This window comes from Pseudomonas sp. Cab53 (assembly GCF_018325965.1).
Classification (GTDB): Bacteria; Pseudomonadota; Gammaproteobacteria; order Pseudomonadales; family Pseudomonadaceae; genus Aquipseudomonas; species Aquipseudomonas chlororaphis_E.
In genome coordinates this window covers 1227588-1248052 of the sequence record NZ_AP021902.1, presented here as the reverse complement: position 1 = coordinate 1248052, position 20465 = coordinate 1227588, and the positions used below count along the sequence as shown (strand labels likewise).

Sequence of the window (20465 nt, the reverse complement as noted above, 5' to 3'; positions counted from 1 at the left end):
CAGCGAAAGGGATATCAGATGTTCCCAGGGTTCTATTGTCAGCATCGCCACGGTGCACGGCCATGAGCCTGCCATCGGAAAGAGCCAACCGGCGGATCCTGATCGTCGACGACACGCCGACGATCCATGAGGATTTTCGCAAGATCCTCAGCCCCCACGCGCCGTCCGAGGACCACCTGAGCAGTGCCGAAGAAGCCCTGTTCGGCGCGCCGGTGGCCGTCGCCGCCCAGAGTTTCAACCTCGACTCGGCCTTCCAGGGCATGGAAGCCCTGAACAAGGTCGAGGCCGCGCTGGAGCAAGGGCAGCCCTACGCCATGGCCTTCATCGATATGCGCATGCCGCCCGGCTGGGACGGCCTGGAAACCATCGAGCGGCTGTGGCGCGCCGACCCCAAGTTGCAAGTGGCGTTGTGCACCGCCTATTCGGACTATTCCTGGGAAGACATCGCCGACCGCCTGGAGCTGGGCGACCGTCTGCTCATTCTGAAGAAACCCTTCGACGCCATCGAGATCCGCCAGATGGCCAGCACGCTGACGGTCAAATGGCAGATGACCGAGGACGCCGCGCTGAAGATGGACATGCTCGAACGGGCGGTCGAAGCGCGCACCCGAGAACTGGCCGACGCCAACATCATCGTGCAGAACAGCCCGACCATCCTCTATCGCCTGCGGGGCGAGCCGCCGTTCCCGTTGATGTACATCTCCCACAACATCACCAAGTTCGGCCATGTCGCAGCGCGTCTGGTGGGCGCGCCGGACTGGGCGCAGATGCTCATCCACCCCGATGACCAGTCCAAGATCGACGCCGCCATGGTCCGCGTCCTGGACCGGGACAATGCCGGCGCCTCCATCGAGTTTCGCCTGCGCACCGGCGACGGCACCTACCGCTGGGTGGAGAACCGCTACATTCCGGTGCGCAATGAGCAAGGCCTGTTGCTGGAGGTCGAAGGCATCATCCTCGACATCACCGAACGCAAGCTGGCCGAAGAGAAGATCGCCCTGCTGGCCCGCACCGACGGCCTGACCGGGCTGGCCAACCGCGCCACCATGATCGAACGACTGCACCAGGCCTTCGCCGCCGCGCGCCGGGGGGCGCCGGCGTTCGCGATGTTCTACCTGGACCTGGACCACTTCAAGCGGATCAACGACACCCTGGGCCACCCCATCGGCGACCTGCTCTTGCAGGAAGTCGCCGCACGCATCAAGGCCTGCACCCGGGAGAACGACGTGGTCGCGCGCCTGGGCGGCGACGAGTTCGCCATCCTGCAACTGGACGTTCACGAGGCCACCCATTGCGCCGCGCTGGCGGCGAAGATCCGCGACGCCCTGGTGGCGCCCTACGCCCTGGACGGCAACGACGTGCGGATCTCGGTGAGCATCGGCATCGCCCTGTATACGCCGCAGAGCCTGAGCGCCGACAGCCTGATGGCGCAGTCCGACATGGCCCTGTACCGCTCCAAGGAGAAGGGTCGCAACCAGTACCATTTCCACAACGAAGAGATCAACCAGGAAGTCACCGACCGGGTCGCCCTGGCCAACGATCTGCGCCGGGCCATCGAGAACCAGGAGCTGCATTTGCATTACCTGCCGGAAGTCGACCTGGGCACCGGCAAAATCCTCGGCATGGGCGTGCAGGTGCGCTGGAACCACCCCGAGCGCGGCTGGCTGGAGCCGGCGGTGTTCATGCCGGCCGCCGAGAAGACCGGGCTCATCATCGGCCTGGGCCACTGGGCGCTGGACCAGGCCTGCCGGCAGATGCGCCAGTGGCGCGACCAGAACATGGCGCCGCCGGTGATCGCCCTCGACCTGTCCCTGACCCAGCTCAAGACCGGCCCGGAACTGATCTACGACGTGCTGCGCACCACCGCGCGCTGGGAACTGGCCCCGTGGGACCTGCGCTTCGACGTCACCGAAGCCACCCTGGCCCAGACCAAGTGGACCCACAACGACGTGCTGCCGCGCCTGTGCGAACTGGGCGTGCAGATCGCAATCGATGAGTTCGGCACCGAATATTCCTCGTTCGATTACCTCAAGACCTACCGCGTCAACCACCTCAAGCTCGCCCAACGGTTTCTCGACAGTGCCAACGCCGACCCCGGCAACGCCACGACCCTGCGGGCCATCCTCAACTTCGCCCGGGACGTGGGCATCGGGATCATCGCCGAAGGCGTCGAGACCCAGGAGCAGCGCACCACGCTGATGTCCAGCGGTGGGACGATGCAAGCCCAGGGGCACTACTTCAGCACGGTCGTGGACAGCCACCAGGCCGCCGAGCTGCTCAAGGCCGGCAGCATCGTTCCGGCGGCCGACCACTGGACACGCCCCCCGAGCCAGCTATCGGAGAGCACCCCATGAACCCCTTGTCCGTACCCGCGAACAGGCGAATCCTGGTGGTGGACGACACCCCGGCCATCCACCAGGACTTTCGCAAGATCCTCAGCGCCGGTGGCGGCGGTGATGAGTCGCTGGACGATACCGAGAGCCTGTTGTTCGGCACGCCCCAGGTCAGCCGGCCGCAGTTCCAGATCGACTCCGCGTACCAGGGCGAAGAAGCGCTGGAACTGGTCAAGCGCGCCCAGGCCGAAGGCCAGCCCTACGCCCTGGTGTTCGCCGACATGCGCATGCCGCCGGGCTGGGACGGCCTGCAGACCATCGAAAAACTGTGGGAAGCCGACCCCCGGCTGCAAATTGCCCTGTGCACGGCGTTCTCCGACTACACCTGGGAAACCATGTCGGAACGGATCGAGTTCGACGATCAGTTGCTGATCCTCAAGAAACCCTTCGACACCCTGGAAATCCGCCAGATGGCCAGCGCCATGACCTGGAAATGGCAACTGGCCCAGGATGCCGCGCGCAAGATGCGCAGCCTGGAGCGCACGATTGAAGAGCGGGTCCAGGAACTGCTCAAGGTCTCCCACCTGCTGCAATACGACGTGCTCACCGAACTGCCCAACAGCATGTTGCTCGGCGACCGCCTGACCCAGGCCATGGCCCAGTGCCGCCGGCATGACCGGCAACTGGCGGTGATGTTCCTCGGCCTGGACCGTTTCAAACGGGTCAACAACGCCCTGGGGCACCCGGTCGGCGACGAGATGCTCAAGCGCGTGGCCCGGGCGCTGGCCACCGTGGTGCGCGAGTCCGACTCGGTGTTTCGCTACGGCTCCGATGAATTCGTGGTGGTGCTGGGGGACATCGCCGACCCGCAGCAGACCAAGGGCGTGGCGGAAAAACTGTTGGCAGCGGTCAGCACGCCCCAACCGATCGACGGCCATGACTTGACCGTCACCGCCAGCCTGGGGGTAAGCGTGTACCCCACCGACGGTTTCGACGCCGTGGCGCTGATCAAGAAAGCCGAGACGGCGATGCGCAACGTCAAGGAAGCCGGCCCCAACGACTACCGTTTCTTCACCGAAGACATGAACCGCCGGGCCCGCCAGCAACAGACCATCGAGTCTGGCCTGCGGCTGGCCCTGCAACGCAAGGAATTCGTGCTGCACTACCAGCCCAAGCTCGACCTGACGAGCGGCAAAGTGGTCGGTGTCGAGGCGCTGGTGCGCTGGAATCGCCCGGAGCACGGCCTGGTCTACCCGTCGGACTTCATCCCGGTGGCCGAGGACAGCGGGCTGATCGTGCCGCTGAGTCAATGGGTGCTCCAGGAAGCCTGCCAGCAGGCCCGCACCTGGCAAGACCAGGGCATGCGACCCCTGTACCTGTCGGTCAACGTCTCGGCCATCGACTTTCGCCAGCGCGGCTTCGTCGAAGGCATTGCCCGCACCCTCAAGGAAACCGGCCTGGACCCGACACAGTTGGAACTGGAGATCACCGAAAGCGTGCTGATGCAGAACATCGACACCACCGTCGCCATTCTCAAGGCCATCAAGCAACTGGGCGTGCGGCTGGCCATCGACGATTTCGGCACCGGGTACTCGAGCCTGAGCTACCTGCAGAAATTCCCGGTGGATGTCCTGAAAATCGACCAGTCGTTCGTGGGCGACCTGAGCATCGACAGCAATGACGCCAAGCTGGTGAGCACCATCATCAGCCTGGGCAAGGGCCTGAACCTGCACATCATTGCTGAGGGCGTGGAGACCCTGGCGCAACTGGACTTCCTCCGGGCCCACCAGTGCGAGGAGGCCCAGGGGTATTACTTCAGCAAGCCCGTGGAACCGCACGCCTTCGCCCAATGGATGGCCGAATGGGAACAGCGCCCGAACCCGTTTTCCTAAAAACAGCCTGCTCCATCAACCCACGTTCAAGGAAGTCTGCGATGGCGTCACCAGGACTCTTGTTGGCTCTCGGCCTGTTCATGGGACTCAGTGTGGCCGCCCACGCCGAGCCCCTGGACGAACCGCTCAAGCCGCTGCCTCCCGTCCCCGCGCTGGACCCCAAGCGCGTCCAACTGGGCCAGCGGCTGTTCAACGACCCACGGCTGTCGGTGAACAACACCCTGTCCTGTGCCAGTTGCCATCGCCTGGACAAGGGCGGTGCCGACGACAAGGCGTTGTCCCTGGGCTTCGACGGCAAGCCGGTGGAGGTCAACACCCCCACGGTGTTCAACGCCAGCCTGAATTTCCATCAGTTCTGGGACGGCCGCGCCGACACCCTGGAAGAGCAGGTTCACATCGTGGTCACCAGCCCCACGGAAATGGGCAGCAATTGGGACACCGTGGTCAAGCGCATCGCCGACGACCCGGGTTATACCAGGGACTTCAACGCGACCTACCCCGACGGCGTGACCAAGCCCAATATCCAGGGCGCCCTGGCCGATTTCGAACGCACCCTGCTGACCCCCAACTCACGCTTCGACCAATACCTGCTGGGCAACACCGACATCCTCACGCCGCGGGAAAAATTCGGCTATGAGCGTTTCAAGGAATACGGCTGCATCGCCTGCCACCAGGGCGTGAACATCGGCGGCAACATGTTCCAGAAGTTCGGTGTCATGGGGGACTACATCGCGGACCGGGGCAACCTCACCCGGGCCGATGAAGGGCGCTTCAACGTCACCGGCGATGAAGGTGATCGCCAGGTGTTCAAGGTGCCCAGCCTGCGCAATGTCGCCGTCACCGCACCGTATTTCCACAAGGGCTCCGCGGCGACGCTGGAGCAGGCGGTGGAAGTGATGTTCAAGTACCAGTTGGGCCGTGAACCGGCCGGCAAGGATACCGAGTTGATCGTCGAGTTCCTCAAGACCCTGACCGGCGAATGGGAGGGCAAACCCTTATGAAGGCCCTCCGTCGACTTGGCCTGGCATTCATCGGCGTGTTGCTCGTTTCGGTGCTGCTGTTCATGTACATCCAGTCGGGTGCGCAACAGGCCGCCTCGTACATCGAGTCCCGGGACCTGGTCCGGCAGTTGAAGCAACAGGACGCGATCTGGGACAACGAAGTGCTCAAGACCCGGATCGCCCTGACCCACAACTACGACCCCCTGGTCTCGCCGCTGCATGAAATCACCCGGCTCTGGCAGCGCCTGGACGCCATCGAATCGGCCTCGGGCCGCCACGCGCCCACGCTCTGGGAAACCCAGCGCGACGCGTATCTGGAGGCGGTCAAGGAAAAGACCCGCCTGGTGGAAAAATTCAAGTCGCACCACGCGATACTGCGCAACTCCCTGGCCTTCCTGCCAACGGCCGAAGACGATATCCAGGGCCAGTTCGCCCGGCTCACCGACGAGCAACGGTTGCAGCTGCAAAACGTCGCCATCGACACCTACGACCTGTTGCTCAGCAGCATGGAGTTCGCCCAACTCACCACCCCGGACACGGCCGCCGAGGTACTGCTTGGGCTGAACCGGCTGGACGTCAACAAGGAGCGCCTGCCCGAAGGGTTCCAGAACGCGGTGACCACCATGAGCCGACACATCGCGATGGTCCTGCGCGAACAACCCCAGGTCAACGAGTTGCTGGAGGGCATCGAGGCGGTCCCGGTGGCGGACCGGCTGGACACCATCACCAGCCTGCTCGACAAGGATCAGGAAACCGCTGCCGCCCTCCACCAGCGCAACCACATCTACCTGATGGTGTTCGCGATGTTCCTGGTGCTGATCCTGATCTGGCTGGCGATCCGTCTGGTACGCAGCTTCGCCGAGATCAAGCGGGTCAACAGCGCCCTGAAAACCGCCAACGACGAGCTGGAGCAACGGGTGGAAGAACGCACCCGCCAGCTCAAGGACACCCAGAGCGAGCTGATGGACACCGCCCGCCAGGCCGGCATGGCGGAAATCGCCACCAACGTGCTGCACAACGTCGGCAACGTTCTCAACAGCGTGAACATTTCCGCCGACCTGGTCAGCCGCAAATTGCGCAGCAGCAAGGCGCTGGGGCTGGGCAAGGCCATGCAACTGGTCAACGAACACCCCCACGACCTCGGGCATTTCCTCACCGAAGACGAAAAAGGCAAGCTGCTGCCCGGCTACCTCAACCAACTGGTGGACGCCATCGCCGCGGAACAGCATAGCCTGATCGACGAGCTGGGGCAGTTGAGCAAGAGCGTGGACCACATCAAGGACATCGTTTCGACCCAGCAATCCTACGCCGGGGCCAACAGCCTGCTGGAGCCCCTGGTGGTCAGCGAACTGCTCGAAGACGCCCTGCGCATGAACTCCGGCGCCCTGACCCGCCACCATGTCACGGTGATCAAGGAGTATGGCGACGTCCCGCGAATCATGGGCGACAAGCACCGCTTGCTGCTGATCCTGATCAACCTCATCAGCAACGCCAAGTACGCCATGGCAGGGGTGTCCAATCATGCGCGGAACATGACGTTGAAGGCGGCCGTGGTGGATGGCGAGACCCTGCAGATCAGCGTCAAGGATGAAGGCGAAGGCATCCCGGAGGAAAACATGACACGCATCTTCGCCCACGGCTTCACCACGCGTAAGGACGGCCACGGGTTTGGCCTGCACAGTTGCGCCCTGGCGGCCATCGAAATGAACGGGCGCCTGACCGCCCACAGCGAAGGCCCCGGCAAAGGGGCCACGTTCCAGCTGCAGGTGCCATTGAAACTCGCGGAGGGTGAGCCATGAACACCCTGAGCAACCGCCGCATCCTATTGATCGACGACACACCGGCCATCCATGAGGATTTTCGCAAGATCCTCACCCCCGAGAACGAGATCAACGCCGACCTGCAGGACATGGAGAACGCCCTGTTCGGCGAGGCACCGAAACCGGTCGCCACTGTGTTCGAACTCGACTCGGCCTATGGCGGCCAGGAAGGCCTGAACAAACTGCTCGACGCCCAGGCCAGGGAACGCCCCTATGCCCTGGCCTTCGTCGACATGCGCATGCCCGAAGGCTGGGACGGCGCCAAGACCATCGAAGAACTGTGGAAGCGCGATCCGCTGCTGCAGGTAGTGGTCTGCACCGCCTACTCGGATTACTCCTGGGACGAACTGCTGGAACGCCTCAATGGCCACGACCGCCTGCTGATCCTGAAGAAGCCCTTCGACAACATCGAAGTCCAGCAGATGGCCAACACCCTGACCACCAAATGGGCCATGACCGCCCGCGCCCAGTTGAAAATGAGCAAGCTCGAAGACCTGGTGGAACAACGAACCCAGGCGTTCAAGCAGGCCAGCGAGCTGCTGCAGATGGAAATCGACGAACGCAAGATGCTCGAAACCCAGCTGGTTCAATCGGAAAAACTCGCCTCCCTGGGCCAACTGGCCGCCGGGGTGGCCCACGAAATCAACAACCCCATCGGCTTCATTTCCTCCAACCTGGGGGCCCTGGACGGCTATTTCAGCAAGCTCCAGCAAATGCTCGCGGCCTACGGCAGCGCCGAGCAAGCCATCGCCTCGCCGGAGCAACTGGTGCACCTGAGGACGCTGCGCGAGCAAGTGGAGCTGGATTTCCTGGTGGAGGACATCCCGCTGTTGATCAAGGAGTCCAAGGACGGCATCGGCCGGGTCGGGCAGATCGTCAAGGACCTCAAGGACTTCTCCCGCGTCGACTCCAACCAGGAATGGCAGATGGCCAATTTGCAACAGGGCATGGATTCGACGCTGAACATCGTCGCCAACGAAATCAAGTACAAGGCCGACGTGGTCAAGCAATACACGCCGCTGCCAGAAGTCGAATGCCTGCCGTCGCAGATCAACCAGGTGATCATGAACCTGATCGTCAACGCCGCCCAGGCCATCGGCCCCGAACGCGGCACCATCACCCTGCGCAACGGCGTCGACGGCGATACCGTCTGGATCGAAGTCGCCGACAACGGCTCGGGGATCCCACCGCAAACCCTGCAAAAAATCTTCGACCCGTTCTTCACCACCAAGCCCATCGGCCAAGGCACGGGGCTCGGTCTGTCGCTGTCCTACGGCATCGTGAAAAAACACAACGGCGAGATCACGGTGCGCAGCGAAGTGGGAGTCGGCACGACCTTCAGGGTGGAGTTGCCGGTGCGGCAGATGAAGGTGGCGGGGTGACATCGAGTCGGTCTACAAAGAGTGTTTTACGGACCCATGACCTGTGGCGAGGGGATTTATCCCCGCTGGGCTGCGCAGCGGCCCCAAAACAGTCGACTCAGTCGGCCTGATGCATCGAGCCGTCTGGTTCCAGGGCCGCTGCGCGCCCCAGCGGGGATAAATCCCCTCGCCACAGATGCCCCCTCAGCACATGAAGTTCTCTCATCGCCGGTTGCCCATCCTTTCACGGCCAGCGCAGAATGCCCCTCGTTGTCCCTTCCCAAGGAACCCGTATGAGCCTGTCTCTGCTGAGCCGTTACGCCTTCTTTGCCGGCTGTGTGATATTCACCCTCGCCAGCCTGCCGTTCCTGCAACACGACTGGCTCTGGCCATTCGCGCTGGTGACAGGCCTGTTGAGCCTGCTGGGGCTGTTCGACCTGCTGCAAAGCCGTCACGCGGTACGGCGCAACTACCCGATCCTGGGCAACATCCGCTACCTGGTCGAAGGCATCCGCCCGGAGATCCGTCAGTACCTGCTCGAATCCGACAGCGACGCCCTGCCCTTTTCCCGGGCCCAGCGCTCGCTGGTGTATTCCCGGGCCAAGAACGAGACCTCCGACAAACCGTTCGGCACCTTGATCGACGTCTACCAAACCGGCTTCGAGTTCATCGGCCATTCCATGCGCCCGGCGCCGTTGAGCGACCCCAGTGGTTTTCGCGTGACGGTCGGCGGCCCGCAGTGCACCCAACCGTATTCCGCCTCGGTGTTCAACATCTCGGCCATGAGCTTCGGCTCGCTAAGCGCCAATGCCATCCGTGCGCTGAACCAGGGCGCCAAGCTGGGCAATTTCGCCCACGACACCGGCGAAGGCAGCATCAGCCCCTACCATCGCGAACACGGTGGCGACCTGACCTGGGAACTGGGCAGCGGCTATTTCGGCTGCCGCACCGCCGACGGGCACTTCGACCCGGAGCGCTTCGCCGTCCAGGCACAAGACCCACAAGTGCGGATGATTGAAATCAAGATGAGCCAGGGCGCCAAGCCCGGCCATGGCGGGATCCTGCCCAAGCACAAGGTCACCCGGGAAATCGCCGAGACCCGCGGCATCCTCATGGGCGAGGATTGCATTTCACCGTCGCGCCACAGCGCGTTCTCCACGCCGCTGGAACTGATGCAATTCGTCCAACAACTGCGCGAACTGTCCGGCGGCAAGCCGGTGGGCTTCAAGTTCTGCCTGGGCCACCCATGGGAGTTCATGGGCATTGCCAAGGCCATGCTGGAAACCGGGATCCTGCCCGACTTCATCGTCGTGGACGGCAAGGAAGGCGGCACGGGCGCGGCACCGGTGGAGTTCACCGACCACATCGGCGTGCCGTTGCGCGAAGGCCTGCTGTTCGTGCACAACACGCTGGTGGGCCTGAACCTGCGGGACAAGATAAAGCTCGGCGCCAGCGGCAAGATCGTCAGCGCGTTCGACATCGCAAGCGTCCTGGCCATCGGTGCCGACTGGGCCAACGCCGCCCGCGGCTTCATGTTCGCCATCGGCTGCATCCAGTCGCAAAGCTGCCACACCAACAAATGCCCCACCGGCGTCGCCACCCAGGACACCCTGCGCCAACGCGCCCTGGTGGTCCCGGACAAGGCCCAGCGGGTCTACAACTTCCACCGCAACACCCTCAAGGCCCTGGCCGAAATGCTCGCCGCCGCCGGCCTGGAACACCCATCGCAATTGCAGCCCAAGCACCTGGTGCGGCGCATGTCGGCCACCGAGGTGAAGCTGTTCTCGCAGTTGCATGTGTTCTTAAAGCCCGGGGAACTGCTGACGGGCGAGGTCAATGGAGCCTTTTATTCGCGGATGTGGCAGATGGCGCGGGCGGACAGTTTTGAGCCGATGGAAACCGTGGCGGCTTGAACACGCCCACAGCGAAAATTTTCCACACTGCGGTTTTCCGCGGGCGCCGCTGGCTAGCACAGCGGCGCGCGGCTCCGCGACGGCTCCTTCATGACAATGAAGCCATAGTCGCCCAGCAGATAAATCCGGTAGTACAGGTTGTCCACGAGCGGCGTATAGCCCCGATAACCGACTCGGGTCGCATTGCGCCGCTCCCGTTCGATCACCACGTTAGTGATACCCAGGAACGGCGGGCTTTCCGGAAGAAGCAAGTAATCAACATTGAGCAGGTAATGCAGGACCGGCAGTTGGTTGAACGAGCCGCAGGCGCTTGTCAGCCAATGGGCGGAATAAGTCACTGACATATAGATGCGCTTAGCCTCATACAGCTCGCGACGGGAAGTGATGTCATGCGCCAAGCTATAAAGCGCGCCGCTGGAAAAGGTCTTTTGCAGGGTCAATACCCGACCATAGGCAAAGGACAGTGACAGGGTCGCCAGCAATGGAATAATCAGCAACGCTGGTAATCGACGATGAAGTGGCGTCAGCGCGAGGTAAGCCAGATAGAACAGCAGCATCAACCACACACCGAAGCCCATCAGTGTGCGGGCCCCTTCATTGAAGTCACGAAACAACAGCGTGATGCCGGGTACCAACAGCGCCAGTATCAAAGATGTCAGTAGCCAGAGCAGGCCCAGGAGCCATGTTTTCCAACCAGGCTCCTCACCTCCCTCAAGCCGGCGGCCCACCCCCATGGCCCCCATCAGCGCAATCAGCACCAGCACGGCCAATATCCAGGCGTAGCCACCGTGGAACAACAGGGCAACCTTCTGTAGCACCGTGGCGAGATTGATGCCCAACTGCATCAATGGATCAGCGTTCCAGTTCAGCAACGCGGTTCGCTCCGTTCCCATCAGCCAGAAGGCCATGGCGAAGTACACCAGGAGGGCCAGGCCAAGCTGGGCGAACCTGTCTCCCAGCAGGTCCAAGCACTGCCGCCACGGCCACCGGTTGCAGACTGTTCGGCACAGATCCAGGCAGACCAACCCCAGAAATACGTTGAGGCTGATCTGGTAGAGCCCGAACGCCAGCACCAACCAGGCCGCCGGCTCCCACAGTCGTCGCAGGCGCGATGTCCCCCGACAGGTGACGGCGTAGATAACCGCGACCAGGCTCAGGGCCATGCTCGGGCCGTCGTATTGATACGACAGGTTCTGCAACAGAAAAGGGTTGTACCAGAGGGGCAACGGTACCAGGCAACAGGCGAGTGTCGGCTCAGGGAAATAATGGAAGGTCAGCCGGGCCAGCGCCAGGGCCACTGCCAAGATCGCAAGCAGCAGGGGCAGCGGAAAAATATCCGGCGCGGCGCCGGAAAAGGACAGCACCTGATACAGCAGGTCAGTGAACCAGCGCCCCTCGCCGGCCCAGGCGTTGCCCGCCTCCAGCGTTCGCCAGCTATCGTCGATGTAGCGAAAATCAGCGAGGATCAGTGGCAAGGCATACAGGAGGGTCGCCAAGAGGAAAAAACACGCCACTTGGCGACGGTCGAGCGCGCGATCGAAAACCAGCGATACATTCATATGCAACGCCCTCGGGACTTGCCCCTTGGACAGCATTCAAAGAGACGTAATCGACATGGCCCCCAAAAAGCCCCGATCATTCGACCGGGGCATTTCTACTGCATGGTTGGCAACTTACGAAACGGCATCCATCGAACCCCGGGCTTGCCCGGTCGGCTGCAACTTGAAGGTATAGAACAACACCGTCAGCAACACCAGAAACGCCGGCCCCACGTACAACGCCACTCGCGTATCCGGGAAGTAGGCCATCAGCCCCACCACCAGCACCAGGAATGCCAGCGCCAGGTACGAGCTGACCGGGTACAGCCACATGCGGTACTTCAGGGCCGCACGCTCGGAAGCACTCAAGCTTTTGCGGAATTTGAGCTGGGCCAGCAGGATCATCACCCAGGTCCAGATCGCGCCGAAGGTGGCGATGGAGGTCACCCAGACGAAGACTTTTTCCGGCACCAGGTAATTGAGCAGCACACCCAGCAGCAATGCGGCGATGGACAGCAGCAATGCACGGCGCGGCACGCCGTTGGTGGACGTCTTGGCGAAGCCAGCCGGGGCCTGGCCATTCTGCGCCAGGCTGTAGAGCATCCGCCCGGTGCTGAAGATGCCGCCGTTGCAGGACGACAGCGCCGCGGTGATCACCACAAAGTTGATGATCCCGGCGGCGGTCTTGATGCCCAGGCGCTCGAAGGTCATCACGAATGGGCTACCCTGGGTGCCGATCTCGTTCCAGGGGTAGATCGACAGGATCACGAACAAGGCGCCGACGTAAAACAGCAGGATCCGCCAGAACACCGAGCCGATGGCGTTGGGGATGGTTTTCTGCGGGTTCCTCGCCTCACCGGCGGTCAGGCCGATCATCTCCACGCCCAGGTACGCGAACATCACCATCTGCAGGGACATCAACACGCCCGTCACGCCGTTGGGCATGAAGCCGCCGTGGGCCCAGAGGTTGGAAATACCCAGCGCCACGCCGTCGTTGCCGAACCCGAAGGCGATGATGCCGACGCCGCCGATGACCATGGCAATGATGGTCACGATCTTGATCAGGGCGAACCAGAACTCGAACTCACCGAAGGCCTTGACCGCGATCAGGTTGATCGAGCCCATGCTGACCAGCGCCGCCAGGGCCCAGATCCAGCGCGGCACATCGGGGAACCAGATGCCCATGTACACCGCGACGGCGGTGATCTCCGCCACGCAGGTCACCAGCCACAGGAACCAGTAGTTCCAGCCGGTGAGAAAGCCTGCCAAAGGGCCGAGGTAATCCTGGGCATAACGGCTGAACGAACCGGCCACCGGGTTATGCACGGCCATCTCGCCGAGGGCACGCATGATCACCAGGATCGCCAGGCCGCCGATGATGTAGGAGAGCATGATCGCCGGGCCGGCCATTTCAATGGCCTTGGCCGAACCGAGGAACAACCCGACACCGATGCATGCGCCAAGCGCCATCAGGCGGATATGCCGCTCGCCGAGCTCACGTTTGAGCGGACCACCCTGAGCGGTCTCGCCATGGGGCAGATGATTGCCGACTGGCATAGGGAACAACCTCGTCTTGTTATTGGATTAACCACCGAGTCTCCAAGGCGCAGACCGATAAGCCTGCCACCTTGCCGAAACCGGGCCTGTCTTGTGGACAGGCCGTCCTGTGGAACGACAGCCTCAGGATCAGCGGGCCATGCAGTATAAAAAGCCTGCGATAGAGATTTTCACTGTAAAACCTGGGTTATTCAGGGGAAAGCCTCAACAAAATCGGTTCTTTTGGAGAGGCATTGACTGAGATTACAGGAAATTCAGTGGACAAACGCGGTATTGGCGGGCAAACGTCAAGCGAAAAAGCGAGGTACGAGTGCGACGACCGATGGCTCTAACACCGGCATTACAAGCAACACCCTTCTTGTGGCGAGGGGATTTATCCCCGTTGGGCTGCGCAGCAGCCCTGAAACCAGCCAATCCGGTCTGTCAGACAGATTGAGTCAATTGCAATGGGGCCGCTTCGCAGCCCAACGGGGATAAATCCCCTCGCCACAGGACTACAAAACCCACGGACATTTCGCTCGACGTTTTCAGCACCAAGGCAAGAGCCGCGGCACTACGCTGCCTTGAATCCCTTCACTGGAATCAAGGAATGCCTCCATACCCCAATTCTCATCGCTTGCGTCAAGGTCGCTATTCAGAGCAAGGACGAGCTTATCTGGTAACCGCAGTTATCCATCGACGACGTCCGGTTTTTGCTGATTGGACAGTTGGACGACTGCTGGTTGCCGAGTTCAAGCACGCCCATGACTCAAACCAAGTGAATTCACTGGCATGGGTGGTGATGCCGGATCATTTCCATTGGCTGCTGCAGATCAACGAAGGCTCTCTGAGCCAGGTCATCGGCGCCGTCAAAGCCCGATGCACTCGACGTCTCAACTGTTGGGCCGGAACGTCTGGCCCACTCTGGCAAAGTGGTTTTCACGACCGGGCCATCCGCGATAACGAAGACCTCCTGCCTTTTGCCCAATACATTATTGCCAATCCCCTTCGTGCCGGGCTGGCGGATCGTATCGGCGACTACCCCCTTTGGGACGCCGCATGGCTTTGAAGTCCTCTACTCACCTGTGGCGAGGGGATTTATCCCCGCTGGGCTGCGCAGCAGCCCTGAAACCAGCCCATTCGGTCTGTCAGACAGATTGAGTCAATTGCAATGGGGCCGCTTCGCAGCCCAACGGGGATAAATCCCCTCGCCACAAAGTTCATCGCAGCCTTGATGGCACCTGCCCACCCACAATTTCCCCTCCCCCCACGCCAACCACCGTCTAAGCTTCAAGCAAGTCCGATCAATCTGCTTAATTGGATCAGTCGACTATGGGCGCTTTATGGCATACCGATTCGAACAAACCTGTGGTCCCGACTGAACGTATGGAAGACGCGCCCTCACCCCAAAAAAAGCCCCGTGTACGGCATGGCTGGCGGGCGTTCTGGTTGTTGTTGCTGATCATCGTGGTGGTGGTCGGGTTGGCGGTGGCCAAGGAAATGCGCACCTCGCGGTTTCAGGCCCGGGAAATCAGCAAGTACGCCGACTCCCTTTCCTATTCGGTTCAACCTGGCCCCAGCGATGCCATCGTCTACCCCGGCGCGGGTCCGTTCGACCGGCGCCTGGGCTACAGCTCGCTGGGCGAGTTCCTGCCGCGGTTGCTCAAGCGCGACTACGTGATCCAGGCCCAGGCGCGCTTTTCACCGGCCCTGATGGACTACGTCGAAAAAGGCCTGTTCGTGCCCTATACGGAGAAGATCCAGGCCGGGCTGACCATCACCGATTGCCGCGCCGCGCCGGTGTACCAGTTCAAGTACCCACAGCAGTTGTACGGCAGTTTCGACGCGATTCCGCCGGTGGTGGTGCAAAGCCTGCTGTTCATCGAAAACCGCTTCCTGCTCGACCCGCAGCAGCCCTTGGCGAACCCGGCGGTGGACTGGCCGCGCTTCGCCATGGCGGCGTGGTCGCAGGTGGCCAAGCTGCTGAGCTTGCCGGGGCAGTCCGCCGGGGGCAGCACGCTGGCGACGCAGTTGGAAAAATACCGCCACTCCCCTGAAGGCTTGACCGTGTCGGGCGCGGAGAAGATCCGCCAGATGATCTCCGCCAGCGTGCGCGCCTACCAGGGCGGCCCGCAAACCCTCGAGGCGCGGCAGCGGGTGATCCGTGACTACCTCAACAGCGTGCCGCTCTCGGCCGTCCCGGGGCACGGTGAAGTGCATGGCATGGCCGAAGGTTTGCGGGTCTGGTACGGCGCCGATTTCAACCGGGCCAACGAACGTCTGTTCAGCACCGCCACCGACCCACAGACCCTGGCCGAAAAAGGCCTGGCGCTGCGGGAAATGCTGTCGTTGATGATCGCCCAGCGCCGCCCTTCCCATTACCTGACCAAGGGTCACGACGAACTGGCGCGCCTGACCGACAGCCACATCCGCCTGCTGGCCCAGAACGGCGTGATCGACGCAGACCTGTCCGCTGCCGCCCTGGCGAGCAAGGTCAGCTACCGCGACTGGGTGCAACAACCGACGATCCAGCCCAACGAGACCAACAAAGGCATCAGCGCCGCCCGCAGTCGCCTCGCCACGCTGCTCGACCGCCCGCTCTATGACCTCGATCGCCTGGACCTGTCGGCCACCAGCACCTTGCAAAGCGACTTGCAGGCCCAGGCCACCCAGTACCTCAAGCGCTTGGCCGACCCGGCGTTCGCGGCCGAGATCGGCCTCATGGGCGAGCGCCTGCTGACCCCCACCAGTACCACCCAGGTGCGCTACAGCTTCACCTTGCTGGAATTGACCCCGGACGGCTCGCGGGTGCGGGTGCAGACCGACAGCACCGACCAGCCCTTCGACATCAATGAAGGCAGCAAGCTGGAGCTGGGCTCCACCGCCAAATTGCGGGTGCTCACCACCTACCTGCAGATCATCGCCGAGCTGCACGATCGCTACGCCCAGAAGACCCCGGCGGAGCTGAGAAAAACCGACATCGCCGAGCAGGACCGCCTGTCCCGCTGGGCCGTCGACTACCTGAGCCAGAACAGCGACCGCAGCCTGCCGAAAATGCTCGAAGCGGCCCTGGACCGTACCTATTCGGCCAGCCCCGGCGAGGCGTTCTTCACCGGTGGCGGGCTGCACACCTTCCATAACTTTCGCAACGAGGACAACGGCCGCAACCCCACCCTGCGCGACGCCCTGCGCGAATCGATCAACTTGCCGTTCATCCGCCTGATGCGCGACCTGGTGCGCTATGCCACCTACGCCGGCCCCAGCAACAGCGCCGAGTTGCTCAAGGACGACAGCGACCCGCGCCGCCAGGAATACCTGGCCCAGTTCGCCGATCGCGAAGGCACCTCGTTCCTGCTCAGGTTCTGGAAGAAGTACCAGAAGAAAGACACCGGTGAACGCCTGGAAACCTTCCTCGACAGCATGCACCCCACGGCGATCCGCCTGGCCGCCGTGCACCGCTATTTCTTTCCCGGTGACAGCCAGGAGAGTTTCAACCTGTTCGTGCGCTCGCACCTCAAGTCGGTCAAGAGCAGCGAGAAACTCACCGACGAACGCCTGGAGCGGCTCTACCAGAGCTATGGCCCCGGCGCCTATGACCTGCCGGACCAGGGCTTCATCGCCAAGGTCCACCCTCTGGATTTGTGGTTGATGGGGTACCTGTTGAACAACCCCGACGCCAAGTTCAGCCAGATCGTCAAGGCCAGCGAATTCGAGCGCCAGGAGGTCTACAGCTGGTTGTTCAAGAGCCGGCACAAGAGCGCCCGCGACAGTCGCATTCGCACCATGCTCGAAATCGAAGCCTTCCTGGATATCCACCAGCGCTGGCAGAAAGTCGGCTATCCGTTCGACCACCTGGTGCCGTCACTGGCGACCGCCATCGGCAGCTCCGGCGACCGCCCGGCGGCCTTGGCCGAACTGGTGGGCACCATCCTCAACGACGGCATCCGCCAACCGGCGCTGCGGGTCGACAGCCTGGATTTCGCGGTGGGCACGCCGTACGAAACCCGGCTGGTCAGCGACCCAGACAACGGCAAGCGGGTGATGCCAGTGGACGTGGCCCGGGCCCTGCGCGGGGCATTGTCCCAGGTGGTGGATGCCGGCACCGCGAAACGGGTGGCCGGCAGTTTCAAGCTGGACGACGGCACGCCACTGGCCATGGGTGGCAAGACCGGCACCGGCGACAACCGCATCGAAGCCATCGGCGCCGGTGGGCGCATCCTCAGCTCCAAGTCGATCAATCGCACGGCCACCTTCGTCTTCTACATCGGCGACAGCCATTTCGGCACCCTCACCGCCTATGTCCCGGGGGCATCGGCGCAGAACTTCAGGTTCACCTCGGCCTTGCCGGTACAGGTGCTCAAGGGCATGGCACCGTTCCTCTCGCCCTACTTGCAGCCGGGCAGTCATACCCAGTGCAAGCCGTTGGTGGCGCGCCAGTGACGGGCGTGCGGATTACGGGTTCACCCGCGGCACGGCATCGAAGATCACCGTGAAATCGGCATTGAACACACCTGTCTGTCCGGGCAGAGGCAAGGCCGAAGCCCTGATGACCATGTCGGCCTGGGTACCTGGCGTCGACGTGGGGTCGTCCACCACCTCCTGGGGCGAAGCGGTCAGGGTGACGTTGTTGAACCGCACCAGCAGCGGAATGGCGCTGCTGCCGTTGGTCAACGCAGGCTGGCCAGCCGGCAGGTACGCATGCACCGAGCCGTCGGTGTTCTTCACATCGAAGGTCTGGCGTACCGTACTGAACTGACTCGTCACCGGGTCGTAATGCATGACCTCATCCTTGCCGAACTCCGGATCCCGGGGCTGCACATGGAACTGCTGGGTGGGAATGTTCGCCGTGATGTGAATCGGCGAACGGGCATCGTCGGCCGCGTGCAGCGGCGAAACGCTCGAGGCAACAAGGCCCAGAGCCATTGCAAAGACCTTTTTATCGAACATGGCAAATACCTTTTAGCCGTAGAGAAACTGGGTGGGTCAAGCGGAGATCCGCGGCACGGCGTCGTAGATCACCGTGAAGTCGCCGGTGTAGAAGCCCGGCCTGCGCTGGGCCGGCATCGCATCGGCAGAGATGGTCATCTCGACCTGGGTGCCGGGCGTGGAGGACGCATCGTCCACCACTTCCCGCGGCAAGCCGTCCAGACGGACTTCGTTGAACCGGACCCTCAACGGGATCCTGGTATTGCCGTTGGACAGGAACGCCGCGCCGCCCTCGATGTAGGCGTGGATCGAACCCTCGGTGTTCTTCACATCGAAGATCTGGCGCAAGATGCCCAGGTCGTCGTTCAAGGGGTTGTAATGCATGACCTCGTGCTTGCCGAACTCCGGGTCCCGTGGCTGGACATGGAATTGCTGGGTGGGAATGTTCGTCTTGATATGAATGGCTGAACGCGCATCATCGGCCCCGAGTGCCAGCGACGGACTCATGGTCGCGGCGCCCAGGGCCATGACGGATATACATTTCTTCAACATGCTTGCTACCTTTTTTCATCGTTGTTTTTAAAGAAGCATCCATGCCATCACTGCCAACCGTGGCAACGGGGCGGTGTCGAGTGCCCTTTTTCGTGATGCCCTCGCATCCGTGGCGAGGGAGCTTGCTCCCGCTGGGGGGCGCAGCCGCCCCCGCTCTTCTCCTGAAACACCGCGTTCTTCGGATACGTTGCGTCTGCTGCGCAGCCGAGCGGGAGCAAGCTCCCTCGCCACAGGGATCGGTGCTGCTTCAAATGATCGGCATCACAGGGTTTGGTGTTGTGTCGATGATCTTTATCCAGTGCTATGGCGCCGTGGCGTCGAACACCATGTGCACCGTGCCGTAGTAGTCGCCAGGCTTGTAGTCGTCATCGGGCTTGATGGCGGCGATTTCCAGGGGAACCTGGCGGCCCGGACGGGCCTCGGTGGCCGAGACCACCTGGGTCGAATCCAGGGTCAGTTCGACGCCGTTGAAGCGCACCCGCAAGTCGATGCGGTCGCGGCCATTGGACAGGTAGGCCTCCTCGCCGAGGCGCGCGCCAATGGAGCCGTTGCTGTTCTTCACCTCATAAATGGCCCGCAACGGGCTCAGGTCCGAGGTGATGGTGCTGAACGGCAGCCGTTGTTCTCGCTGGACCAGCTGCGGGTCGAGTGGCAACACATAGAAGTCGGCCGTCGGGATGGTCACGTAGAGTTCGAACGTCTCCCGCTCGACAGCCCCCAGGCCAAAGACCAGGGCATGACCAGGGCGGTCAAAGCGAGAGGGCGTAGCCGTGTCTTGATCATTTTGATTTACCTCTTGCGTCAACGACGGTTCGGCGACAGCCGTCAGCCCTTGATCTCGACGTTCTGGGTCTTGCTGCCTTCGATCAGCGTGAAGCGGTACTCACGTCCCGCCTCCTTGTCGAACGCGAACGTGCGGCCCTTCATGACGTGATGCTTGGTGGTCGGGCGGCATTCGTTTTCTTTTTTCGCTTCGCAGTCCTTGAACTCGTCGATCACCACCACGCTGTTGCCGTTGTTGCGCAACTGGTAGCGGGTGGCGCTGTGATCGATCACGGTGTCGAAACGGGTGTCCTTGGGCCGCACGAAAAACACCGTGCCGTACCCAGCCAACACCTTGACCCCGGCGGCCACGCGCTCTTTCTTATAGGCTTCGCGTTCCTCGGCGCTGACGGCGAATTCGTCTTCCGCTTCCGGCACCACCGGCACGAAACGCACGCGGAAGTAACGCTCCTTGTCGCGGTTGCCCATGAACAACAACCGCGTGCCCTGCACACCGTTGGCCGGCACGATCAGGCGCGCCGGGCTGGCCATCAGGCCATCCCTGGCCTGGGCACTGGCCTGGTTCTGCAGCGGCACCTCGCTGTAGGTGCCGTCCTCGTTGTAGATGATCTCCAGGATGTTCACCTTGACGAAGGCTGTCGACGTCCCGCCGTTGAACACCCGCTTCATGTAGGTGGTCTTGTTGCCGTCCAGGTAGTCGTAGACCACTCCGACACCGATCTGCGGCCCGGCCTGGGCCACGCCGCAAAACAGAGAAATACCCACCCATGCCCATAGTTGTTTCATCACTTGCTTGACCTCATGCATTAA

Annotated in this window: 14 protein-coding genes; 8 read left to right on the top strand and 6 right to left on the bottom strand. The window is 62.4% G+C overall.

The window, feature by feature from the left end; genetic code table 11:
• Positions 1-62 precede the first annotated feature (62 nt).
• The 6 genes from KI241_RS05330 to KI241_RS05305 all read left to right on the top strand — a co-directional run bounded on the left by KI241_RS05330 (position 63) and on the right by KI241_RS05305 (position 10320).
• Positions 63-2354 carry an EAL domain-containing protein gene (locus tag KI241_RS05330; protein WP_042731623.1) on the top strand — a complete coding sequence of 764 codons (2292 nt, stop codon included), beginning with the start codon at positions 63-65 and terminating at the stop codon, positions 2352-2354.
• A complete protein-coding gene (locus tag KI241_RS05325) occupies positions 2351-4225 on the top strand; it encodes a GGDEF and EAL domain-containing protein (protein WP_047737060.1) in 1875 nt (624 codons plus the stop codon). Before KI241_RS05330 ends, KI241_RS05325 begins: the two co-directional genes overlap by 4 nt.
• Before the next feature lie 41 nt (positions 4226-4266).
• On the top strand, positions 4267-5226 hold the full coding sequence (locus KI241_RS05320; protein ID WP_047737062.1) for a cytochrome c peroxidase: 960 nt from the start codon (positions 4267-4269) through the stop codon (positions 5224-5226).
• On the top strand, positions 5223-7025 hold the full coding sequence (locus tag KI241_RS05315) for a DAHL domain-containing protein (RefSeq protein WP_047737064.1): 1803 nt from the start codon (positions 5223-5225) through the stop codon (positions 7023-7025). The genes KI241_RS05320 and KI241_RS05315 overlap by 4 nt, the downstream gene beginning before the upstream one ends.
• The gene (locus tag KI241_RS05310) at positions 7022-8428 is read left to right on the top strand and encodes an ATP-binding protein (RefSeq protein WP_047737066.1); all 1407 of its coding nucleotides are present in this window, start codon (positions 7022-7024) and stop codon (positions 8426-8428) included. The genes KI241_RS05315 and KI241_RS05310 overlap by 4 nt, the downstream gene beginning before the upstream one ends.
• A 272-nt stretch (positions 8429-8700) precedes the next feature.
• Positions 8701-10320: an FMN-binding glutamate synthase family protein gene (locus KI241_RS05305; protein ID WP_042732532.1), complete on the top strand. Its 1620-nt coding sequence runs from the start codon at positions 8701-8703 to the stop codon at positions 10318-10320.
• Positions 10321-10373: 53 nt separating this feature from the next.
• Here the strand turns inward: KI241_RS05305 and KI241_RS05300 are convergent, their stop codons facing one another.
• Positions 10374-11879: a glucosyltransferase domain-containing protein gene (locus tag KI241_RS05300; RefSeq protein ID WP_042732531.1), complete on the bottom strand. Its 1506-nt coding sequence runs from the start codon at positions 11877-11879 to the stop codon at positions 10374-10376.
• 114 nt (positions 11880-11993) lie between these two features.
• Entirely contained in the window at positions 11994-13415 is a 1422-nt protein-coding gene (locus KI241_RS05295; protein ID WP_042732530.1) for an amino acid permease, read from the bottom strand.
• A 589-nt stretch (positions 13416-14004) separates the two neighbouring features.
• Between KI241_RS05295 and KI241_RS05290 the strand changes: the two genes are divergently transcribed.
• Together KI241_RS05290 and KI241_RS05285 are read left to right on the top strand one after the other, a co-directional pair.
• The gene (locus KI241_RS05290) at positions 14005-14463 is read left to right on the top strand and encodes a transposase (RefSeq protein ID WP_212803438.1); all 459 of its coding nucleotides are present in this window, start codon (positions 14005-14007) and stop codon (positions 14461-14463) included.
• Positions 14464-14726: 263 nt separating this feature from the next.
• Entirely contained in the window at positions 14727-17834 is a 3108-nt protein-coding gene (locus KI241_RS05285) for a transglycosylase domain-containing protein (protein WP_047737080.1), read from the top strand.
• 12 nt (positions 17835-17846) lie between these two features.
• On the opposite strand, the gene KI241_RS05280 is transcribed toward KI241_RS05285, so the two are convergent.
• The 4 genes from KI241_RS05280 to KI241_RS05265 form a co-directional block, all read right to left on the bottom strand.
• Positions 17847-18317 carry a CS1 type fimbrial major subunit gene (locus KI241_RS05280; protein ID WP_244868282.1) on the bottom strand — a complete coding sequence of 157 codons (471 nt, stop codon included), beginning with the start codon at positions 18315-18317 and terminating at the stop codon, positions 17847-17849.
• A gap of 60 nt (positions 18318-18377) precedes the next feature.
• Positions 18378-18872, bottom strand: a complete 495-nt coding sequence (locus KI241_RS05275; protein WP_042731178.1) for a CS1 type fimbrial major subunit — start codon at positions 18870-18872, stop codon at positions 18378-18380.
• Positions 18873-19173: 301 nt separating this feature from the next.
• Entirely contained in the window at positions 19174-19557 is a 384-nt protein-coding gene (locus tag KI241_RS05270) for a CS1 type fimbrial major subunit (protein WP_244868262.1), read from the bottom strand.
• A gap of 140 nt (positions 19558-19697) precedes the next feature.
• Positions 19698-20441, bottom strand: coding sequence for a pilus assembly protein (locus KI241_RS05265; protein WP_042731180.1), 744 nt, complete (start codon positions 20439-20441; stop codon positions 19698-19700).
• Positions 20442-20465 lie beyond the last annotated feature (24 nt).

Bases quoted from the DNA above. Each gene is read 5' to 3' on its own strand.
- KI241_RS05330 (WP_042731623.1), top strand. From the start codon at position 63: ATGAGCCTGCCATCGGAAAGAGCCAACCGGCGGATCCTGATCGTCGAC.
- KI241_RS05325 (WP_047737060.1), top strand. From the start codon at position 2,351: ATGAACCCCTTGTCCGTACCCGCGAACAGGCGAATCCTGGTGGTGGAC.
- KI241_RS05285 (WP_047737080.1), top strand. From the start codon at position 14,727: ATGGGCGCTTTATGGCATACCGATTCGAACAAACCTGTGGTCCCGACT.
- KI241_RS05295 (WP_042732530.1), bottom strand. From the start codon at position 13,415: ATGCCAGTCGGCAATCATCTGCCCCATGGCGAGACCGCTCAGGGTGGT.
- KI241_RS05305 (WP_042732532.1), top strand. From the start codon at position 8,701: ATGAGCCTGTCTCTGCTGAGCCGTTACGCCTTCTTTGCCGGCTGTGTG.
- KI241_RS05300 (WP_042732531.1), bottom strand. From the start codon at position 11,879: ATGAATGTATCGCTGGTTTTCGATCGCGCGCTCGACCGTCGCCAAGTG.
- KI241_RS05310 (WP_047737066.1), top strand. From the start codon at position 7,022: ATGAACACCCTGAGCAACCGCCGCATCCTATTGATCGACGACACACCG.
- KI241_RS05315 (WP_047737064.1), top strand. From the start codon at position 5,223: ATGAAGGCCCTCCGTCGACTTGGCCTGGCATTCATCGGCGTGTTGCTC.
- KI241_RS05280 (WP_244868282.1), bottom strand. From the start codon at position 18,317: ATGGCTCTGGGCCTTGTTGCCTCGAGCGTTTCGCCGCTGCACGCGGCC.
- KI241_RS05265 (WP_042731180.1), bottom strand. From the start codon at position 20,441: ATGAAACAACTATGGGCATGGGTGGGTATTTCTCTGTTTTGCGGCGTG.
- KI241_RS05275 (WP_042731178.1), bottom strand. From the start codon at position 18,872: ATGTTGAAGAAATGTATATCCGTCATGGCCCTGGGCGCCGCGACCATG.
- KI241_RS05320 (WP_047737062.1), top strand. From the start codon at position 4,267: ATGGCGTCACCAGGACTCTTGTTGGCTCTCGGCCTGTTCATGGGACTC.
- KI241_RS05290 (WP_212803438.1), top strand. From the start codon at position 14,005: ATGCCTCCATACCCCAATTCTCATCGCTTGCGTCAAGGTCGCTATTCA.